This is a genomic window from Ruminococcus sp. 5_1_39BFAA (assembly GCF_964240875.1).
Taxonomy (GTDB): Bacteria; Bacillota; Clostridia; order Lachnospirales; family Lachnospiraceae; genus Blautia_A.
Genome location: NZ_CAXSVO010000037.1, coordinates 13,064 through 30,192, shown reverse-complemented (window position 1 = coordinate 30,192; position 17,129 = coordinate 13,064). Strand labels below are relative to the sequence as shown.

Annotated in this window: 17 protein-coding genes; 6 read left to right on the top strand and 11 right to left on the bottom strand. The window is 44.9% G+C overall.

The genetic code is table 11. The annotated features are described in order from the left end of the window. Window positions 1-389: response regulator transcription factor (locus ACESZH_RS21600; RefSeq protein WP_373219045.1), on the bottom strand; the 389-nt coding region annotated here is incomplete at its 3' end. Between the two features lie 188 nt (window positions 390-577). Between ACESZH_RS21600 and ACESZH_RS21595 the strand changes: the two genes are divergently transcribed. Beyond that, window positions 578-1,429, top strand: coding sequence for a S66 peptidase family protein (locus ACESZH_RS21595; protein WP_373219044.1), 852 nt, complete (start codon window positions 578-580; stop codon window positions 1,427-1,429). A gap of 53 nt (window positions 1,430-1,482) precedes the next feature. On the opposite strand, the gene ACESZH_RS21590 is transcribed toward ACESZH_RS21595, so the two are convergent. Then, window positions 1,483-2,100 carry a flavodoxin family protein gene (locus ACESZH_RS21590; protein WP_373219043.1) on the bottom strand — a complete coding sequence of 206 codons (618 nt, stop codon included), beginning with the start codon at window positions 2,098-2,100 and terminating at the stop codon, window positions 1,483-1,485. Between the two features lie 157 nt (window positions 2,101-2,257). On the opposite strand from ACESZH_RS21590, the gene ACESZH_RS21585 reads away from it, so the two are divergent. The 4 genes from ACESZH_RS21585 to ACESZH_RS21570 all read left to right on the top strand — a co-directional run bounded on the left by ACESZH_RS21585 (window position 2,258) and on the right by ACESZH_RS21570 (window position 5,814). Further along, window positions 2,258-2,917, top strand: coding sequence for a response regulator transcription factor (locus ACESZH_RS21585; RefSeq protein WP_373219042.1), 660 nt, complete (start codon window positions 2,258-2,260; stop codon window positions 2,915-2,917). A gap of 149 nt (window positions 2,918-3,066) precedes the next feature. After that, window positions 3,067-3,981 (top strand): ATP-binding cassette domain-containing protein, encoded by a 915-nt coding sequence (locus tag ACESZH_RS21580; RefSeq protein WP_373219041.1) that lies wholly within the window; start codon window positions 3,067-3,069, stop codon window positions 3,979-3,981. Further along, complete coding sequence (locus tag ACESZH_RS21575; protein WP_373219040.1) at window positions 3,974-4,837, top strand: ABC transporter permease subunit; 864 nt, start codon at window positions 3,974-3,976, stop codon at window positions 4,835-4,837. Before ACESZH_RS21580 ends, ACESZH_RS21575 begins: the two co-directional genes overlap by 8 nt. A 38-nt stretch (window positions 4,838-4,875) precedes the next feature. Beyond that, the gene (locus ACESZH_RS21570; protein ID WP_373219039.1) at window positions 4,876-5,814 is read left to right on the top strand and encodes a sensor histidine kinase; all 939 of its coding nucleotides are present in this window, start codon (window positions 4,876-4,878) and stop codon (window positions 5,812-5,814) included. Between the two features lie 63 nt (window positions 5,815-5,877). Here ACESZH_RS21570 and ACESZH_RS21565 read toward each other — a convergent pair whose 3' ends face one another. From ACESZH_RS21565 to ACESZH_RS21530, 8 genes are all read right to left on the bottom strand, one after another. Continuing rightward, complete coding sequence (locus ACESZH_RS21565) at window positions 5,878-6,918, bottom strand: low specificity L-threonine aldolase (protein ID WP_373219038.1); 1,041 nt, start codon at window positions 6,916-6,918, stop codon at window positions 5,878-5,880. Window positions 6,919-6,976: 58 nt separating this feature from the next. Further along, on the bottom strand, window positions 6,977-7,687 hold the full coding sequence (locus ACESZH_RS21560) for an HAD family hydrolase (RefSeq protein WP_373219037.1): 711 nt from the start codon (window positions 7,685-7,687) through the stop codon (window positions 6,977-6,979). Between the two features lie 174 nt (window positions 7,688-7,861). Next, window positions 7,862-9,313: a S1C family serine protease gene (locus ACESZH_RS21555; RefSeq protein WP_373219036.1), complete on the bottom strand. Its 1,452-nt coding sequence runs from the start codon at window positions 9,311-9,313 to the stop codon at window positions 7,862-7,864. Window positions 9,314-9,416: 103 nt separating this feature from the next. Then, window positions 9,417-9,893 (bottom strand): YbaK/EbsC family protein, encoded by a 477-nt coding sequence (locus ACESZH_RS21550; protein WP_373219035.1) that lies wholly within the window; start codon window positions 9,891-9,893, stop codon window positions 9,417-9,419. A gap of 4 nt (window positions 9,894-9,897) precedes the next feature. Further along, the gene (locus tag ACESZH_RS21545; RefSeq protein WP_373219034.1) at window positions 9,898-10,113 is read right to left on the bottom strand and encodes a hypothetical protein; all 216 of its coding nucleotides are present in this window, start codon (window positions 10,111-10,113) and stop codon (window positions 9,898-9,900) included. A 29-nt stretch (window positions 10,114-10,142) separates the two neighbouring features. Continuing rightward, window positions 10,143-10,337, bottom strand: a complete 195-nt coding sequence (locus ACESZH_RS21540) for a (2Fe-2S)-binding protein (RefSeq protein WP_373219033.1) — start codon at window positions 10,335-10,337, stop codon at window positions 10,143-10,145. Between the two features lie 182 nt (window positions 10,338-10,519). Then, a complete protein-coding gene (locus ACESZH_RS21535) occupies window positions 10,520-11,548 on the bottom strand; it encodes a hypothetical protein (RefSeq protein WP_373219032.1) in 1,029 nt (342 codons plus the stop codon). Between the two features lie 21 nt (window positions 11,549-11,569). Continuing rightward, window positions 11,570-12,388 carry a hypothetical protein gene (locus ACESZH_RS21530; protein WP_373219031.1) on the bottom strand — a complete coding sequence of 273 codons (819 nt, stop codon included), beginning with the start codon at window positions 12,386-12,388 and terminating at the stop codon, window positions 11,570-11,572. Between the two features lie 301 nt (window positions 12,389-12,689). Here ACESZH_RS21530 and ACESZH_RS21525 point away from each other — a divergent pair, with 301 nt between their 5' ends. Next, complete coding sequence (locus ACESZH_RS21525) at window positions 12,690-15,494, top strand: hypothetical protein (RefSeq protein WP_373219030.1); 2,805 nt, start codon at window positions 12,690-12,692, stop codon at window positions 15,492-15,494. Between the two features lie 73 nt (window positions 15,495-15,567). Here the strand turns inward: ACESZH_RS21525 and ACESZH_RS21520 are convergent, their stop codons facing one another. Further along, window positions 15,568-16,953, bottom strand: coding sequence for a hypothetical protein (locus tag ACESZH_RS21520; protein WP_373219029.1), 1,386 nt, complete (start codon window positions 16,951-16,953; stop codon window positions 15,568-15,570). Window positions 16,954-17,129 lie beyond the last annotated feature (176 nt).

Sequence of the window (17,129 nt, the reverse complement as noted above, 5' to 3'; positions counted from 1 at the left end):
GAAAAATTTGACATAAAAAAAGCAGGCTTTATAAGGCCTGTAAGGTTTTTTTGAAATATGAAACTGTCAAACTCCCGGCTAAATGGCTTCAGGATATAATCATCCCCTCCCGAAAGCAGCCCGTTTACCCTATCCTGCTCCTCCACCTTTGCTGTCAGAAAAAGAATAGGACAGGATATTTTGTCCCGGATCTGCCTGCATACCTCCAGGCCGTCCAGCCCCGGCATATTAATGTCCAGCAGGATAATATCCGGCTTATTCTTTATGTTGTCAATTGCCTCGATTCCATTTTCCGCTGTGCAGATTTCATAACCCTTTATGGAAAAATAATCCTTCAGCATTTTTACCAGGGCCGCATCGTCGTCCACTATCATAATTTTATACTGCATTATTTTCACCTCACAATTACTTGTTATAAGCATACACCATAATTGTCAACAAATAAACAATAGTAACCAATAGTTCCCCCGCATACAAATAATTATCTGCTTGACATTGACGAAAAAAAGAGGGTGATATATACTTTTTGAAAATAGCTTTGTCACTGCTTAAAAGCATCAGTCAGATGAGGATGGATATGAAGAAAGAACGAAAAATCGGAATTGTATGCTGCTCCAACGGGCAGCCTGCAGGGAATAAAGATCAGATAAATATGCTGGAAAAAGTGCTGGTTTCCATGGGTTATTTCCCTGTTTTCAGCGACTATATTTATGCGGAGGTTTCCCCCTTCAGCGGAACGGGCATCCAGCGGGCAAAGGCGCTTATGGACTTTTATAAAGATGATTCTATTGAAGATATTTTTGATATTTCAGGCGGGGATCTGGCAAATGAAATTCTACCCTATCTGGATTATGATATGATCGGAAATACAAAGAAACGTTTCTGGGGCTACAGCGATCTTACAACCGTGATCAATGCCATCTATTCCCAGACCGGGAATCCTTCCGTCCTGTACCAGATACGCAATTTAGTCCGTGAACACAGCGAAGATCAAATTCGGACTTTCTCCAGTACCATGCTTAACGGCGGACAGGAACTGTTTGATCTTGAATACGAATTTATTCAGGGAAAAGGCATGAGCGGTATTGTGACTGGCGGAAATATACGCTGTCTTTTAAAGCTTGCCGGAACCAGATACTGGCCTGATATGTCCGGAAAGATCCTTCTTCTGGAATCCCTCGGCGGTAAGGTCCCTCAGATGGTAACCTATCTGAACCAGCTTGCCCAAATAGGTGTTTTTGAAAAAATAAACGGCATCCTTCTGGGCACTTTTACCACAATGGAAGCCGAACAGTGTATTCCCTCCATGCCCGACCTGATCCGCCGCTACGCAGGAGAAACTCTCCCCATCGCAGTAACGCACCAGATCGGTCATGGTTCTGATTCAAAGGCGATTGTCATTGGTGGGGAGTTAACCTTAGCACCCTAAAAGATAACTTGAATTTTTCATTAAGCGGCACCCTTTTGGATGCCGCCTCCGTATTACCGGATAAAATTCGTCCCAACCTTCGCCTCTTTTTCCGGCAGACCGTATTTCTCCTTGCCAAGCTGGATGCTCTTTATCAAAAAACTCATATTTCTGGCAAGAGTACGCATGCTCTGAAGTCCCTCTTTATCCTGAACAGCCTCATCCGCATTATTTCCGTGAATGCTGTTCCAATACTGTCCTGACGCTACAGGCATACCGGAAATGGTAAAATATTTATTCAGTTCATCGAAGGTTGCGGAGAGCCCGCCTCTTCTGGCGGAAACCACAGATGCGCCAACCTTCATGGTCTTGTCAAAGGATGTGCTGTAAAACAGCCTGTCCAAAAATGCAACCAGCGTGGCGTTCGCCGATGCGTAATATACCGGGCTTCCCACTACCATTCCATCGCATTCCTCAAACTTTGCAGCCGTCTCATTCACTATGTCATCAAAAGCACACTGTCCCTTTTTCCGACAGACACCGCAGGCAACACAGCCTCTCACAGCCTGATTTCCCACATGAATCATTTCTGTCTCGATCCCGTTTTCATGAAAAATCTGTTCCATCTCATGAAGCGCTGTGTATGTACTTCCATGTCCGTGAGGACTTCCGTTAATTAATAATACTTTCAAATTTATTCCTCCTCTCAAATTCGCACCATGCTTATGCCGTTCTTATTATACTCCCTTTTTCCTTCATTCTCAATCTGTTTTCCGTCGCATTGACAGCCTGCCGAAAGCCCCTTATACTATTAACGGACATAAACATTTACGCCGGAACGGAGGTCATATGAAAAGTATTTTAATTGTAGACGATGATGTACATATCGGAAATATGGTGGAGGAAGTGCTTCAAAAAGCAGGCTACCAAGCTGCCCGCGCCTATTCCGGCACGGAGGCAGCTATGTATCTGGAATCCCATAAACCGGACTTGATACTGCTGGATCTGATGCTACCCGGACTGAGCGGCGAAGAGCTTCTTCCCCGCATCAAAGGAATTCCCGTCATTGTAGTAAGCGCCAAAGCCGAAGTATCCGATAAGGTAGAGCTTCTTATGAGCGGCGCCTCCGATTATATCACCAAACCTTTTGATACAAAGGAGCTGCTTGCCCGGATCACCGTCCAGCTCCGCCAGGCCGTTTCCCGTGGTGCCAATCCTGAGCTATCCTATGAGGATATTACCGTAAATCTCTCCACCCATGAGGTCAGCGTAGCCCAAATCCCGGTTCATCTGACCCGCACAGAGTATGCCATCCTGAAAATACTGATGCAGAATCCCTCCCAGGTGGTCACAAAATCCCTGCTTTTGGACCGCATCAGCCAGGACACCCCGGACTGCATGGAAAGCTCTCTCAAGGTCCATATCAGCAATCTCCGCAAAAAGCTGCGTGAACCAGGCGGCAAGGATTATATTGAGGCAGTCTGGGGAATCGGCTTTAAGCTAACATAAACCTTAACCTTTTCTTTACCCTTTCCTTTACCGCTTTCTTAACCACGCTGCCCTATACTTGCCAGTATCACAAGTCAAATATCTGCAGTGCGTTTGACTTCGTGAAGATGCAAAACATACAGCAAGTATTATATGAGGAGGCTTACATTATGGACTACGTATTGACAACTGACGCCCTTGGCAAAGAATACGGCCATTTCAAAGCTCTGAACGCTTTGAATATGCACATCCCCAAAGGCTCTATTTATGGCTTTGTGGGAAAAAACGGCTCTGGAAAGACAACCCTGATCCGCATCATCTGCGGTCTGCAGACGCCCACCTTCGGCAGCTACACACTTTATGGAAAAAAATGCACGGACCCAAACATTGCAAAGGTGCGCCGCCGCATGGGTGCTGTGGTGGAAACCCCATCCATCTATCCGGACATGAGTGCAGAGGATAACCTGAAGATCCAATACCGGATCCTGGGTCTGCCGTCCTTTTCCACAATTCCCGGCCTTCTGAAACTGGTAGGGCTGGAAAACGCAGGAAAAAAACATGCCAAGAACTTTTCTCTTGGAATGCGCCAGCGTCTAGGCATTGCCATCGCGCTTGCAGGGGATCCCGACTTTCTGGTATTGGATGAACCGGTCAACGGACTTGACCCGGAGGGTATTGTAGAAATACGTGAATTGATCCTGAAGTTAAACAGGGAGCAGCAGATTACGGTTCTCATTTCCAGCCACATTCTGGATGAACTTTCCCGCCTGGCTACCCATTACGGTTTTATCGATCACGGTCAGATCCTGAAAGAGATCAGTGCAGCCGACCTGGAGGCATCCTGCCGGAAATGCGTTCGTCTTACGGTATCCGATACCTCCACGCTCAGCCTTACCCTTGACGGCCTTGGGCTGGAATACTCCGTGCTGGATGGTCAGCAGGCGGATGTTTACGGAACCTTTAATGTGACGGAGATCACCATGGCTCTCGCAGAAAATGGCTGCCAGGTTCTTTCCATGCACGAGCATGATGAAACTCTGGAAAGCTATTACATTAATCTGGTAGGAGGTGGCCGCCATGAATAAACTTTTATCCGCGAACTTTTCAAGACTTTTTAAAAACAAAGCGTTTTGGATCTTAATGGGCGCCAGCTTCCTCTGGGGTACAGGCATGATAGCCGGCCGCTACCTCGAAATCTTAAAGGCCATACAATTTGGAGATTTTCAGTCCACAGATGTGTACTATCATATCGATAATCTTTTCTTTCAATATGCGCCTATTATCGGTTTATTCTGCGCTGTTTTCACTACTCTGTTTCTGGGTTCAGAATACAGCGATGGAACCATCCGCAACAAAATATCAATTGGTCATTCCAGGCGCAGCATTTATATGTCCAATTTCATCGTGTGCTCCGCCGCCGGACTGCTGATCATGGCTTCCTGGATTTTATCCATGTTTACTGTCGGGGCCGCGCTGCTGGGCTGGTTTAAAAATACGGAGGCTGCCGCATTACTCCTGTCCTTACTTATCAGCGTTTTTATGGTAACTGCCATTACCGCCGTCTTTGTCCTGCTAAGCATGCTCATCCAGAACAAAGCAACTTCCGCAGTTATTGTGATCCTTGCTTTTTTCGGGCTGCTTTTTCTGGGAAGCTATATAGAGAACAGACTTGCCGAGCCGGAATCCTATAAGACGGCGCTGTCTGTCACCATTGAAGGGCAGGTAGAACTGAGTGAACCACAGATGAATCCCAACTATGTAAGCGGAACCCAACGCAAGCTTTTTGAATTTGCAGAAGAATTCCTGCCTACAGGACAGGCCATTCTGATTTCCCATCAGGAAATGAGAAATGAAGGCTTTATGATTTTATATTCTCTGGTGTTATCTCTTTTTATTACCTATATCGGGATCACGCTCTTTGAGCGAAAAGATCTGAAATAGAATAGTGAAATCTCAAATAAGGTGTTTATGGTGATAATATGAACAATATTTTATGGACTATCATCGGCATTTTGGCTGTTATTGTTATTTTTTTACTGATAAAAATACATCTTCTGCGCAAATCCACCCGGGAGATCCGTGACGAATTCGCAGAACGGCTTTCCATGGACACCAATACCCTGATCGATATTTCCGCAAGAGATCCCTATATGCGTGAGCTTGCGGAAAGCATAAATGAACAGCTCCGTCATCTCCGCCGGGAACGCCGCCGTTTCCAGCAGGGTGACCTGGAGCTGAAAGAGGCTGTCACAAACATTTCCCATGACCTGCGCACGCCTCTCACAGCCATCTGCGGCTACCTGGACCTTCTTGAGCAGGAGGAAAAATCCCCCGCGGCTGCCCGCTATCTGGAGATCATCGAAGACCGTATCCATAACATGAAGCAGCTTACAGAAGAGCTTTTCCGGTATACGGTGCTTGCCTCCTCCGGCGTAAAAGGCTGCTCCTCTTTCTGTGATGTTATCCTCAACAGCGCTCTGGAGGAAAGCATTGCCGCATACTACGCCTCTCTGAAAGGCTGCGGTATTACCCCGGATATTTCCATTCCTGAGAAAAAAATCGTCCGCTTTCTGGACCCGGCTGTCCTTTCCCGCATTTTCGCCAATATCATCAGCAACGCTATCAAATACAGTGACGGAGACCTGCATATCAGCCTGCATGAAAACGGAAATATCCTTTTCTCAAATAAAGCCTCCCGACTGGATCCTACTCAAGTCGGAAGGCTCTTTGACCGCTACTACACGGTAGAGTCAGCATCAAAATCCACCGGGCTGGGTCTGTCCATCGCCCGCGCCCTCACAGAGCAGCTTCACGGTCAGATTTTTGCATCCTATGAGGGCGGAAGCCTGAATATACGCCTTTCTTTTCCAGAGGACACACGCGCAGAGAGTTCACGCACGGAGAGTTCACGCACATAAACATAAACCTCATCAGCATATTACCGCTTCCGGCTCTGCCGACAGACATTCCCATGCTGGTGCCTATCCGCAAATACGTATGATATCTTCTGTCAGCGCTTTTACATTTTCTTCCCTTGTTGCCCAGCTTGTACAGAAACGTACTGCAAAATGCTCCTTATCCACCTCTTCCCACAGCTCAAAAGCATATTTTTTCTCGAATTCCTCCTTCTGCTCTGCTGTCAGAATGGGGAACTGCTGGTTCGTAACGGAATCAAAAAGAAACGGAACCCCGCATTTTACAAAAGCTTCCCGGATCTGCATAGCCAGATCAATGGCATGCTGCGCGATCTGACCGTAAAGGTTTTCCTTAAAAAGAGTCTCAAACTGAATTCCCAGAAGCCTTCCCTTTGCCAGCATTCCGCCATGCTGCTTAATGTAATAGCGGAAATCCTTCTGGATCTCAAGATTTGTGATCACCACCGCTTCCCCGAAAAGCGCCCCTACTTTTGTTCCTCCAATATAAAATACATCCGTCAGCTCTGCAAGGTCTTTGAGGGTCACATCATTTCCCGGAGCCGCCAGTCCATATCCGCAGCGCGCACCATCCACAAAAAGCTTCAGGCCAATTTTTCTGCACACCTGGCTGATCGCTGTCAGCTCCTTTTTGGAATAAAGGGTACCGCATTCCGTAGGCCAGGAAATATATACCATGCCAGGCTGTACCATATGCTCGTGGCTTGCATTGTGGATATGATCCTCCCATGCTTTTTCCACCTGTTCCGCTGTTATTTTTCCGTCCGGACTTTCCAGGGTAAGCGCCTTGTAGCCGTATGCTTCCATTGCGCCTGTCTCATGCACATTGATATGTCCGCTGGCTGCGCACAAAGCCCCCTGATAAGGCTTCAGACAGGCTGAGATCACCGTCACATTTGCCTGGGTTCCTCCTACCAAAAATTCCACCGCAGCATCCGGTGCCTGGCACGCGCGGCGGATATATTCTCTTGCCCGCTGACAGTGTTCATCCGTGGAATAACCCGGATTCTGCTCCATATTTGTCTCCATCATTGCCTGCATTATCTGCGGATGTGCTCCCTCCGCATAATCACACTCAAATCTAATCATATTTCCTCCTTTTTGCCCGTGTTTCTGGGCATCATGGTATGCCCCTAGCATTTCCTCCTTATTGTGTAATCCTACTAATAATGTCCCCAAGTTCTTCCTCTGTGTAAGCGATATGATCCGGCTCTTTCACTCCTTCTGGAACCGGATACCTATGATGATTCATCCAGATCGTTTTCCAGCCTGCATTCATAGCACCCAGAATATCATTTTCATAGGAATCTCCTATCATATAGGTGTTTTCTCTTTCAAGTCCCATGCGCTTCTCAGCCAGCCGGAAAATCCTCTCATCCGGCTTTGCAAATCCCACGCCTGCCGAAACCAGAACGTAATCCTGTGGAAACCATCTTTTCAGCTCCATATTATGATATTTGCTCATCTGATGGTTTAACGGCCCATTTGTAATGATTCCCAGAAAAACCTCTTCTTTTCTGCATTTGTCCAGTATTGCGGACAATGTATCCGAAACTTTTAAATGGGACTGATTCTCCTGATATCGTCTTTGAAAATCCCGCGCCATCTCTTCCGTATATGGAATCTCCATATCCTTCATGGTATTCATGATCCTGTAAATCCTGGACTGCTCTATTGTCACCTGTCCGCTCTCGCTGAACAGAAACATTTCTCCGCTTCTTTTGCAGAAAATTCGGTAAAATCGCTCCGGATCCTCAAGCTTTTTTCCAAGGCTATCTTCACAGGCACTCAGAAGGGGAAGCATCTGGCTATAAAGGGTATCATCTATATCGAAGATCAGAGATACTTTATTCTTCATTACTGCTTCCTTTCTATCAACATTTTCCAACACAATCTTCACTATACCATGCCTGCCGCTCTATTTCAACGATTACACAAAAAGTAATCTCCGTCACGCTTCCTTTTACATATTTGACAGCAAAAAAAGGCTCACCCGCATCTAACAGGTGAACCTTCCGAATATCCTATTCAATTACTGCCAATCTTCAAATCCATTTCCAGAATTAGCGGAATCCTCATTTTCTTCAATTCCGTTTTCAGGAGTTCTCTCTTCAATCCAATCCTTAAACAGATTGTCTGTGGAATCCTCTGAGCTACTGTCCTGATCGTCTCCGTCATTCTCGGTATCTTTGTTTTCCTGATCATCCTTAGCACTTGTATCCTCTCCAAGTGTTACGGTAACCACTTCTTCTTTATAGCCGTTTCCCTCCGGAACCTGAACGGTCACCTCAACCTCTTCTCCCGGTGCGTAGTATTCAAGGCGTTCCAGAAGCTCATTAATGGTAGTAACTGTTCTTCCGTCAAACTTTGTGATAACAGAATTTTTCTGGATACCAGCTTTTTCTGCTCCGCCGCCTTCTGTAACTTCTGCCACAAAGACACCCTGCGGGATTCCATAAATCTGATAACCCTCCTGACTGACCGTACTTCCTGAGATACCGATCATGCCGTGGTTTCCATCCTCAACCTTTTCTCTTGTTGTCTGATTCATCAGGTCTTCCAGAATATCTGACACATTAGAAATTGCAATGGCGTAACCGATACCCTCTACCTCAGTAGAAGCGAGCTTTGCAGAGTTAATACCTACAACCTCACCGTTCATATTCAGAAGGGCTCCGCCGCTGTTTCCAGGGTTGATTGCAGCGTCTGTCTGGATCAGATTGATCCCGTTCTCGTTGCTGTCACTGTCATTACTGTCATAGCTCTGTACATAATCGGAATCTGCTCTGCGGTTCTTTGCACTTACAATACCTGTGGTAACAGACTGTCCATAGCCCAGCGCATTGCCGATGGCGATAACCTGCTCGCCAACCTTCAAGTCATCGGAACTGCCGATCGTTGCAATGGAGATTTCTGCCAGAGTATCCTTGGAAATGTCCTCCCGTGCAACAGCTACCACTGCAAGGTCCTTGCTGCTGTCATAACCTTTTACCTTTGCCTCATAGGCGCTTCCGTCAATGAATCCCACAGATAAGGTCGTTGCGTCCTCCACAACATGATAATTGGTTACAACCAAAAGCTCGTTATCATTTTTACCGATAATGATACCGGAACCGCTGCCTTCCACTTCTCTTTCCTCCGGTGCGTATCCGTACTGTCTGAATACCCCGAAGTAATCCTGAACCTCCTGGACGGATTTTGTACTGATAGAAACAACGGATGGCATTGCCTGTTCCACGATATCGGAAACATCCAGGCTTCCCTTTGCTCTTTCCGTATCATCCCCAGCCGCTGTCTTTTCAGATTTCATAAGGGCAACGGTATTGTCGGCAGCCTGTACGCTTTGAAGCTGATTCCATCTATAAGAGCCTTCAAATGCGTTCATTGCAACGCCTCCTGCCAATACCAGGCAAAGGCCGACTCCCGCGCCTTTCTTTACAATATTTTTCATTTGATTTTTCTTCTGCTGATTTTTATCACTCATTATAAAGTCCCTCCCTTAGAACCTTTGTTTTCTTTAACCTGTTTATGGTTCAGAGTATAGGGAAAATTTGTGTTTACTTTGTGGGAAAAATGTGTTTAAATTGTTAAACTTTCCAATCCTTACATACATCAACCCATGAAACAATATTACAAGCATATTTTTCCAGATCCGGAATCGTCAGTTCAATTGCACTGTTGCTGCTTCCGCAAGCGGGAAATACTGTTTCAAAACGCTTCAGTGATTCATCCAGATATACTTCTACGCCTTCATTGACGGCAAACGGACATACGCCGCCTACTTTATGACCAATTAGTTTCTCCACCTGCTCTGCCGTAAGCATTTTTGCCTTTTTGCCAAACTGTTCTTTATATTTATGGTTATCTACCTTTGCATCGCCTGCTGCCACCACCAGGATTGCTTTATCTCCAACCATAAAAGAAAGAGATTTTGCAATTCTTTTCGGTTCTGTATGTAAAGCCTCTGCTGCCAGCTCTACCGTTGCACTGGAAACCGGAAATTCCAGAACTTTTTCTTCCATTCCATACTGACTAAAGTATTCCTTAACCCGTTCAATCGCCATTTTTCTAGTCCACCACCACTTCGTTAATCGCATCGAAAGCATCTTCCAAAGCATCCAATGCCTCTGTCAGTGTATCCATCTTTTCGCTGTCCGCATCCTCAGCTTCATATTCATCAATAATATCAACCAATGCATCCTTCAGTTCTTCCAGATAATCTGCTACGTCCTGCAATTTTAATTCCTTGTCTGCCAGCGGCGCAATGTTTACTAATTTTTCCATATTGTGTGCTCCTTCCGTTTATTTTAATATCATACCATACTTTTCATCTCATCCAAAATATCTTTTACAAGAAAGCTTATAAATTCCTTGCATTTTCCGCATCCGGTACCAAAACGAAGCTGTTTTTCCACTTCTTCGTAGGACTTGGCTCCCTGTTTAATGGCATCTTCAATCATTCCATATGTTACATTCTTGCAATGACATGCTGTTTTTTCTCTCTTCATAATCTCACCTCCTGCGGATTTTCTTCTTATATCATAATTCAACACAATATACCAAAAGCCAAAAAGCGGTTCATGACTTTGCACTTTCTGCTAATCATTACCGCTTTGTCAGTATACACTATATTGGTGCATTTGTTAAGTGGTTTCGATTTCCATTCATATCCACTTTCAATCGCCGTATATCAGGCACTTTTCTCTTTAAGCTCATTATCTTTCGAGGGCAGACTGTACCAGCGGCGGTTTCCATTTTCATCCAGTTCATACAAAGTCTGCAAAGTGGACCGGACGTAATACAGGTCTTCTGTATAAAGGATACTGTCCCTGACACTCCACAACCCTTTGCTGCGAAGATAAGAATCAATCTTGCAGTTATGCTCATAGCTTTCTCCGCAGAGTACCAATTGAGGCAATGTTTTATGCCCGTAAAAGTTTTCTCTTACATAGCTTTCGCTGTTGATCAGCGTATAATAACGCCGCACTTTGTCCGCCAGTTTGCGTAAGGCATGTGGTGTGGATCTGACTACCTCATAAAGAAGAACCGAATCTTCATCAATCTGAACATTAGCAGCGGTACGGATAATACAACCATTTGTAATCGGTGCTTCCTGGACCGGCCGCATAGTCTCCATGATTCCGAACCGCTCCATATGGGCGTTATTCATCAAAAGCCCCAGTATAATCATGTTTCCCACAAGAATGCGTTTCACATTCTCTACTGTCTCACATACTCCAAGTTCCTTTTTTCTGCGCTCGCTCATATAGCTGTTGCCCTTATGAAATTCTACGCCGCGCTGCATTGCCAATCGGACTCCCTTGAAGTCCAGTTCATAAAAACGGATACTTCTGGCTGCCCCGTCAAGCGTTATCTCATATTCCTTTATCACACGCAGCCTCATAAGCTTGTCCAGCCTTCTGCGGATGCCTTTTCTCTTTACAGTCATTCCCCGAAGTGTAATGTACTGATAAACCTGCAGTGAGCTTAAATATTTGCTCCGACCGATTTCTTCAATAACTGCAAAATCCACATCATCGAACAGCAATGCCAGTTCTTCAGCCGGTCTTCCATTGTACGGCAGAACCGTTGCATATATTTCCTCCTTTTCCTTTACCGCGTATACTGCGTCTGACGGAACTTTTTCATGGCTGAAACCGAAGTCTTCCTCCATATTGCAATAGTTAAGAGGATCATTATATCTTCCTGTCTTTTTCATTCTGATTTTCTCCTGTCCTTTTTACAGATCATTACGGATCATCTGAATCACCTTTTGCTTCAGGCTTCCATTTTTCAGATTGCAGACATAGTATCTGCAAAAACTTTCAATCCGGTTAGCCCTTTCATTCGGAAGATAGGAATCTACAAGAAGAAGCCGGTCAGGAATAATTCCATATTCCTTCCCAATCTCAAGAAGGCTGCCCCAGGCATTAAACTGCTTTCCGGATTTTACTTCCACCACATACGCTATGCCGTTCCACTCAATTACAATATCAAATTCATTTTTAATCACCCCTTCTTTCGTCGATACTTTGACGTTGCGATAAAGCTTATACGTTGCCTTATGCTGAACTGCCAACTCCTCCAATGCTTCCCTGATCAGCTCATAAACGCCAATTTCCATATACTGTCCGGCCAGAAAATTCTGTGCTTCCGCTGAAAATACCAGATTGCCGCAGATTCTGTCACTGTCCTCAGGCGCCTCAACAGAATCCACGATTCCGCACATTTCGTCCCGGAAAAGGTGACGGATCGTTTTCCTGCTTTCACTGTCAAATGCGGCGAGCGAAAAACTAAATTCCTTCATTTTATTCGTGTACTGCTGCCGGAGCTTTAAAATAAATTCTTTCATAAGCTCATCATTTTTTACAAGTTCGACCGCAAGGCTGGTAATCCACTCCTTAACGGCATTCTCATCCCCAAACGAATCGATGACGATATTCTGTTTTTTTCCTATCAGTCGGTTAATACGATTCTGTTCCAAGCCCATTGGAACAAGCGGTTTCTGTTCAGGAATTGCATTCTCTTGTACAGCGCAAAGTGCTTTTGCCTTTAACATAGACATTTCCTCCTTTTCCTTGGTAAATCATTTCCTGCTATACACATTCTCCCATAGCATTTTCGTTTCATCACGAAACGGAACCTTAAAGCCTGAAATTTCCTATGAAACTATTCTTTTCAAATCGACCGCCATACTTCTTATTCAGGCGTTTCGCCCCACCGGCAATCCGGATGCCTCAGACATCCAGCGAAGGTCCGCATATCCCATTGTCCGGCTTTCTGTTGCTTTTTACGATTCCCCAAAGTATAATAAAACGAGATTCACCCTTACCCCAAGATCAGGAAGGAGAAATATAGTCATGTTCATAATGGATAAAAATTATTTGTCCGGTTCTCCCAAAATAACCTGGACCATGCTTTTCCCCCGAAAAACATTTTGCATTCCGCTGAAGAATGCCATGAAGAAAAAATCACCGGAAGCGATTCAAAAATATCTTCACCCCGGTGAAGGTGAAGAAATGCAGAAAGTGATCGTGCGAATGCTGATTCCTGAAAGATACCGCCGGATGTCTGACGGAACCGATATTACAGACAAAGAAAAAACCCAGTTCAGCCGGTATTTCACACATTTCAACGACAACTTCGGACAAGCCCAGTATGAAACCGTTAAAAAGCATATCTTAAGGGATGGCAAAGCAGGGAAATGGGATTTTGATACATTTCCTTTTATTCAGGAATTAAAAGAGAACCTGCGGTCTTTATTTGAACTATTTCCGCAGGACTTTACAGAACAATACAAAAAAGATGTGATTCACTTAATAGAGCTTTTCGGCAAAGATCCTGTACTGAAAGCTTTCAAAGAGGACCTTATAGAGGTCGATTTTTATTCGCAGATCACTTGTCTTACTGCAATAGCGGCAACATGGCATTGCTGGCTTTATTCCGAAAATGACGCTGCGGACTTATCCTTTTTCATCGTCCCTTCGCAAAGAAGAAGGAGCCATTCCGGTTACAGCAGCAAGGAATGGATCGCCTCCCATATAGAGTCCGAACAAAAAGCTGCCGCCCATATGCTGGATGAGGCGCGGGATCTGCTTTTTAAACAAAAGGACTATCAATCAGCCGGGGATTTATGTTCGCAGATCATCCTGAAAAACATGGCGGATAAACCTGATCGTGGAGAAGCATATTATTATCTGGCAGTCTGCTGCCTCGATCATGGTTATACCTACGACAGTAAGCTAAACTGCAAAAAATTGCTGCTCAATGCAATTAAATGTGGCTATTCCGATGCGCTTGACCGCCTGCGGAGGGAAAACGGGGAACCGGCGCCTGTATCTCTGCTCCGCCCGATTGCCAACACCCACGGCACTGCACGAATCATTCTTAATTCCAGAAATGAGTATTCCGAGGAATTTCTGAAATCTATTCCGGAAGAAATGCAGGATGAAGACATCCGAATGAGAATGATCATCGATGCTTCCTCCCGGCAGGAGCTGATCGGCTCCATCAAACCGAACGAGGACTGCCGCTATCTTTTAGTCCATACCTCTCAGGAAAAAAACTTCCAGGACTTATTATTTATACTGGATAAAATCTCTTCTTTGGAAAAAGATCCGTTCCGGACAGACAGCGCCAACGCTTCCTCCCGCTGGAGCAAAACAACCATATATATCAGAGTATCTGAGGACAAATATTCCCCGCTGATAGACACTGCCCTAAAAAGGCTGGGCGATTTTACTGTACGTGTTTTTACCATTGACGACAATAAATGGGCTGCACAATATTTGCTGAACCAATATCCGCTTTTTAAACAGATCGAACATTTGTCAGCCATTCAGTTAAAGAGCAAACCCGTTACCATCAACTTCACGATTATCAGCCATGGAAATACGGAACTCACATGCTGGCTTATCCGGGAGGCATTCTGGTTAGGATGCTTTCACTATTCCGGGATTACACTTGCAATTAATCTGATCTCGCCTGACGCAAAGGAAATTGAATCCTCGCTTCATTTTAATTGCCCGGATATGTTCGGCGAATTGCCGGATTCAAAATTAACCTCAAGTGTCCTTCCCTTAAATAAGCTTGAAGCAGTTGATTCTGTTTACTCGCCCAACGTATCCGGAATACTCAATGAGCTGAACGAAACCGCCAACACTTACAATTACTATGTTGTAAATATCGGCGATGACATCGAAAACCTAAATTACGGAATAAAGATCAGAGAATGTAGCATCCGAAATCTTATTGAAACCGGGAAAAAGCCGCAAGACAAAGCGCTTCCCATGATCAGTTTTTATTGTAAGGACTCAAATATCGCCCATTTGTCCAAAAACATGGTCGTTCAAAAGGTAGACTGCGGGGATCTGTGGTACAACAATTATAATTTAATCCCATTTGGAACTTTATGTGACCGATATTCATGGGAGCAGATCGACGGCGGATACCTGGAAAAGGTTGCGGAATCTACGCATCTGCAATACTGCGGCGCAAAGCCCTCCGACAGCTTTGAAACCAAGATCCTATACCTGAAGGACTATTTCTCACGCAGCTATAATCGTGATTCCTCAATGGCGGTTGCCCTGTCAATGCCTTATCGGTTATTTCAAACAGCATACAGCGGAAACGATCATATCCTTCCGTATGAAGAATATTCTGACTCTGCCTACGCGCAGGCAGAAAACTTTCAGATAATGTCTGAAAAATTCCAGGATTCACTTGCCGACCCGGCACGCAGCGCAGCAAATAAAGAAGCATTGCTTTGCTACGAACACTCACGCTGGCTAAGATGGGCAATCGCAAGAGGCTGGAAAAAGGCATCACCGGACCAGGTCATCAATTATATGAATGCCGGAAATCCCAAACATCAATTATATATCGCCAGGCTTCACGGCTGTATTTGCGGCTTAAAAGAATTGCAGACGCTTTCCGAAGAATTATGTAAAATTGCCGAAAAAGCATCCGGATCTGACTGGGAGCGTTATGCTGCCGAAAGAGTTCCAAATTATATAGATATAGACGGCGACAGAAAATATGTCAGCTATTATGATTATATTCCAAAAGACTTTACCTCTATTGATAAGCTGAATATCGAGTATACCAGTGAGATCATTACAACAGCCTGGCTGTCCGATCCGCAGCCTGGAAATAGCCATTCCTAAACAGGAGGGGCAGGTGTAACTCACATAAGTCACATCTGCCCCTTTTTATTTTTGAATCACCCGCAGACCCATATCACAGATTACACAACGGTCCTCCATTAACCATACTGTATCGGATCCTTTCTATAGATGCTGTCATTTCATCTGTATCAACAACAATCGCTTTCGGTCTGTATTCAGCCAAATCCAGCTTTTCCATTTCCCATTCTTCCGGATCGTCCGATATATATAAAAATGCTAACGTGCCGTCCCGTGCCACCATAAGGAAATAGATCTGCTGGTCAAGCTGTTCCGAAACGCATTTCGCATAGTATTCATATTCGGAATCGGCAGATAAACGGTCTACCACACATGTCTCCATTCCCAGGACAGAAAGAAGCTCGCTATAGCACATCTCATGCTCCCTCATATATATTTTAACAACGTCCAGATCTGTCATCATTCCTGCATTTTCAAGGATTTCCAGTCTCTCCACCATCTCGCATCCCACATCCGACAGCTCCATTTCGTTCTGCACGCCGTCCTTAAGATTTGGGTAAACCCTGTTATCCCTTCTTCTTAAAGCGCCCTGGATTACATCAAGTTTTATGAATCCGCACTTATTTTCATAACGTTCAACATTCACCACCTGCGCCAGCACTCCGGTTGATGACGGACGTTCTTCCTGCCATTGGGAATAATCATCGCTGACAAACAAAAGCGAAATCGTATCTTCATGCTCTATTACATGATAGACCAAAAAGGAGGTTTCCTCCTCAAATTTCCTCACGATCTCTGCATATCTCTTATCGTAATTGATCGTATCGATGGAACCCATATATCCGCCGCCTGTCAAATAAGAATAGTACAGCCTGCCATCGCTGAAGTATTCCCTTACTTTAGGATTAAGTCCATACAGCTTTTCCAGTTCGGACAGACGATATAACGCTTCACCCATCATTTTATCCCTGTCTTTTGCCTCTTCCGACGGTTCTGCGTCAAACGTACCGGAAAGCATTTCCATAACGACCGCCATTATATCCTCTGCTGCGGCGAGGCTGACCGCTTCGGGAATGCCATACTCCTCCGTGAAGCTCTCCAGATTTTCCATGTTTTTATTGACAAACTCCATTACCCTGTTTTTATCAAACAGATAGCGGGTATCATCCTCCGGGTCCGGATCTCCGCAGCAGGTGACCATAAATGTCCGCAATCCCATAGAATTCGGAGCAGTTCTCATGAAATAAAACCATGGGATTCCCGCAGCAAGAGATTGTTTAATCCAATTGACCACTTCCGGGATCATCGGAATTTCCCTGGGGTCCTCATTATACTCTGCGAAGAAAACCTCCCATGTATTTCTAGCTTCGATCAGCCTGTCCATATCGCCTGCAACGCTGTGAATCAGCCCGACGATTTTTGAATAATCTTCCATTAAAACATCCATCTTCTCAACCGCAACCAAATTCATCCCTTTCATATATATATCTCCTCGTATAATTTGTTTCCAATGCGTATATCTCCGAGCATCAGCAGCGTCTATTTCCTGTAAAGACAGTTTTTCAGAATGGTAAAATATCGCACAGTCCGCCACTGACAGAATTCCTTAGCGGCAATATCCAGCAGTTCCATATCGTCCGGATGGTATGTCTTGTC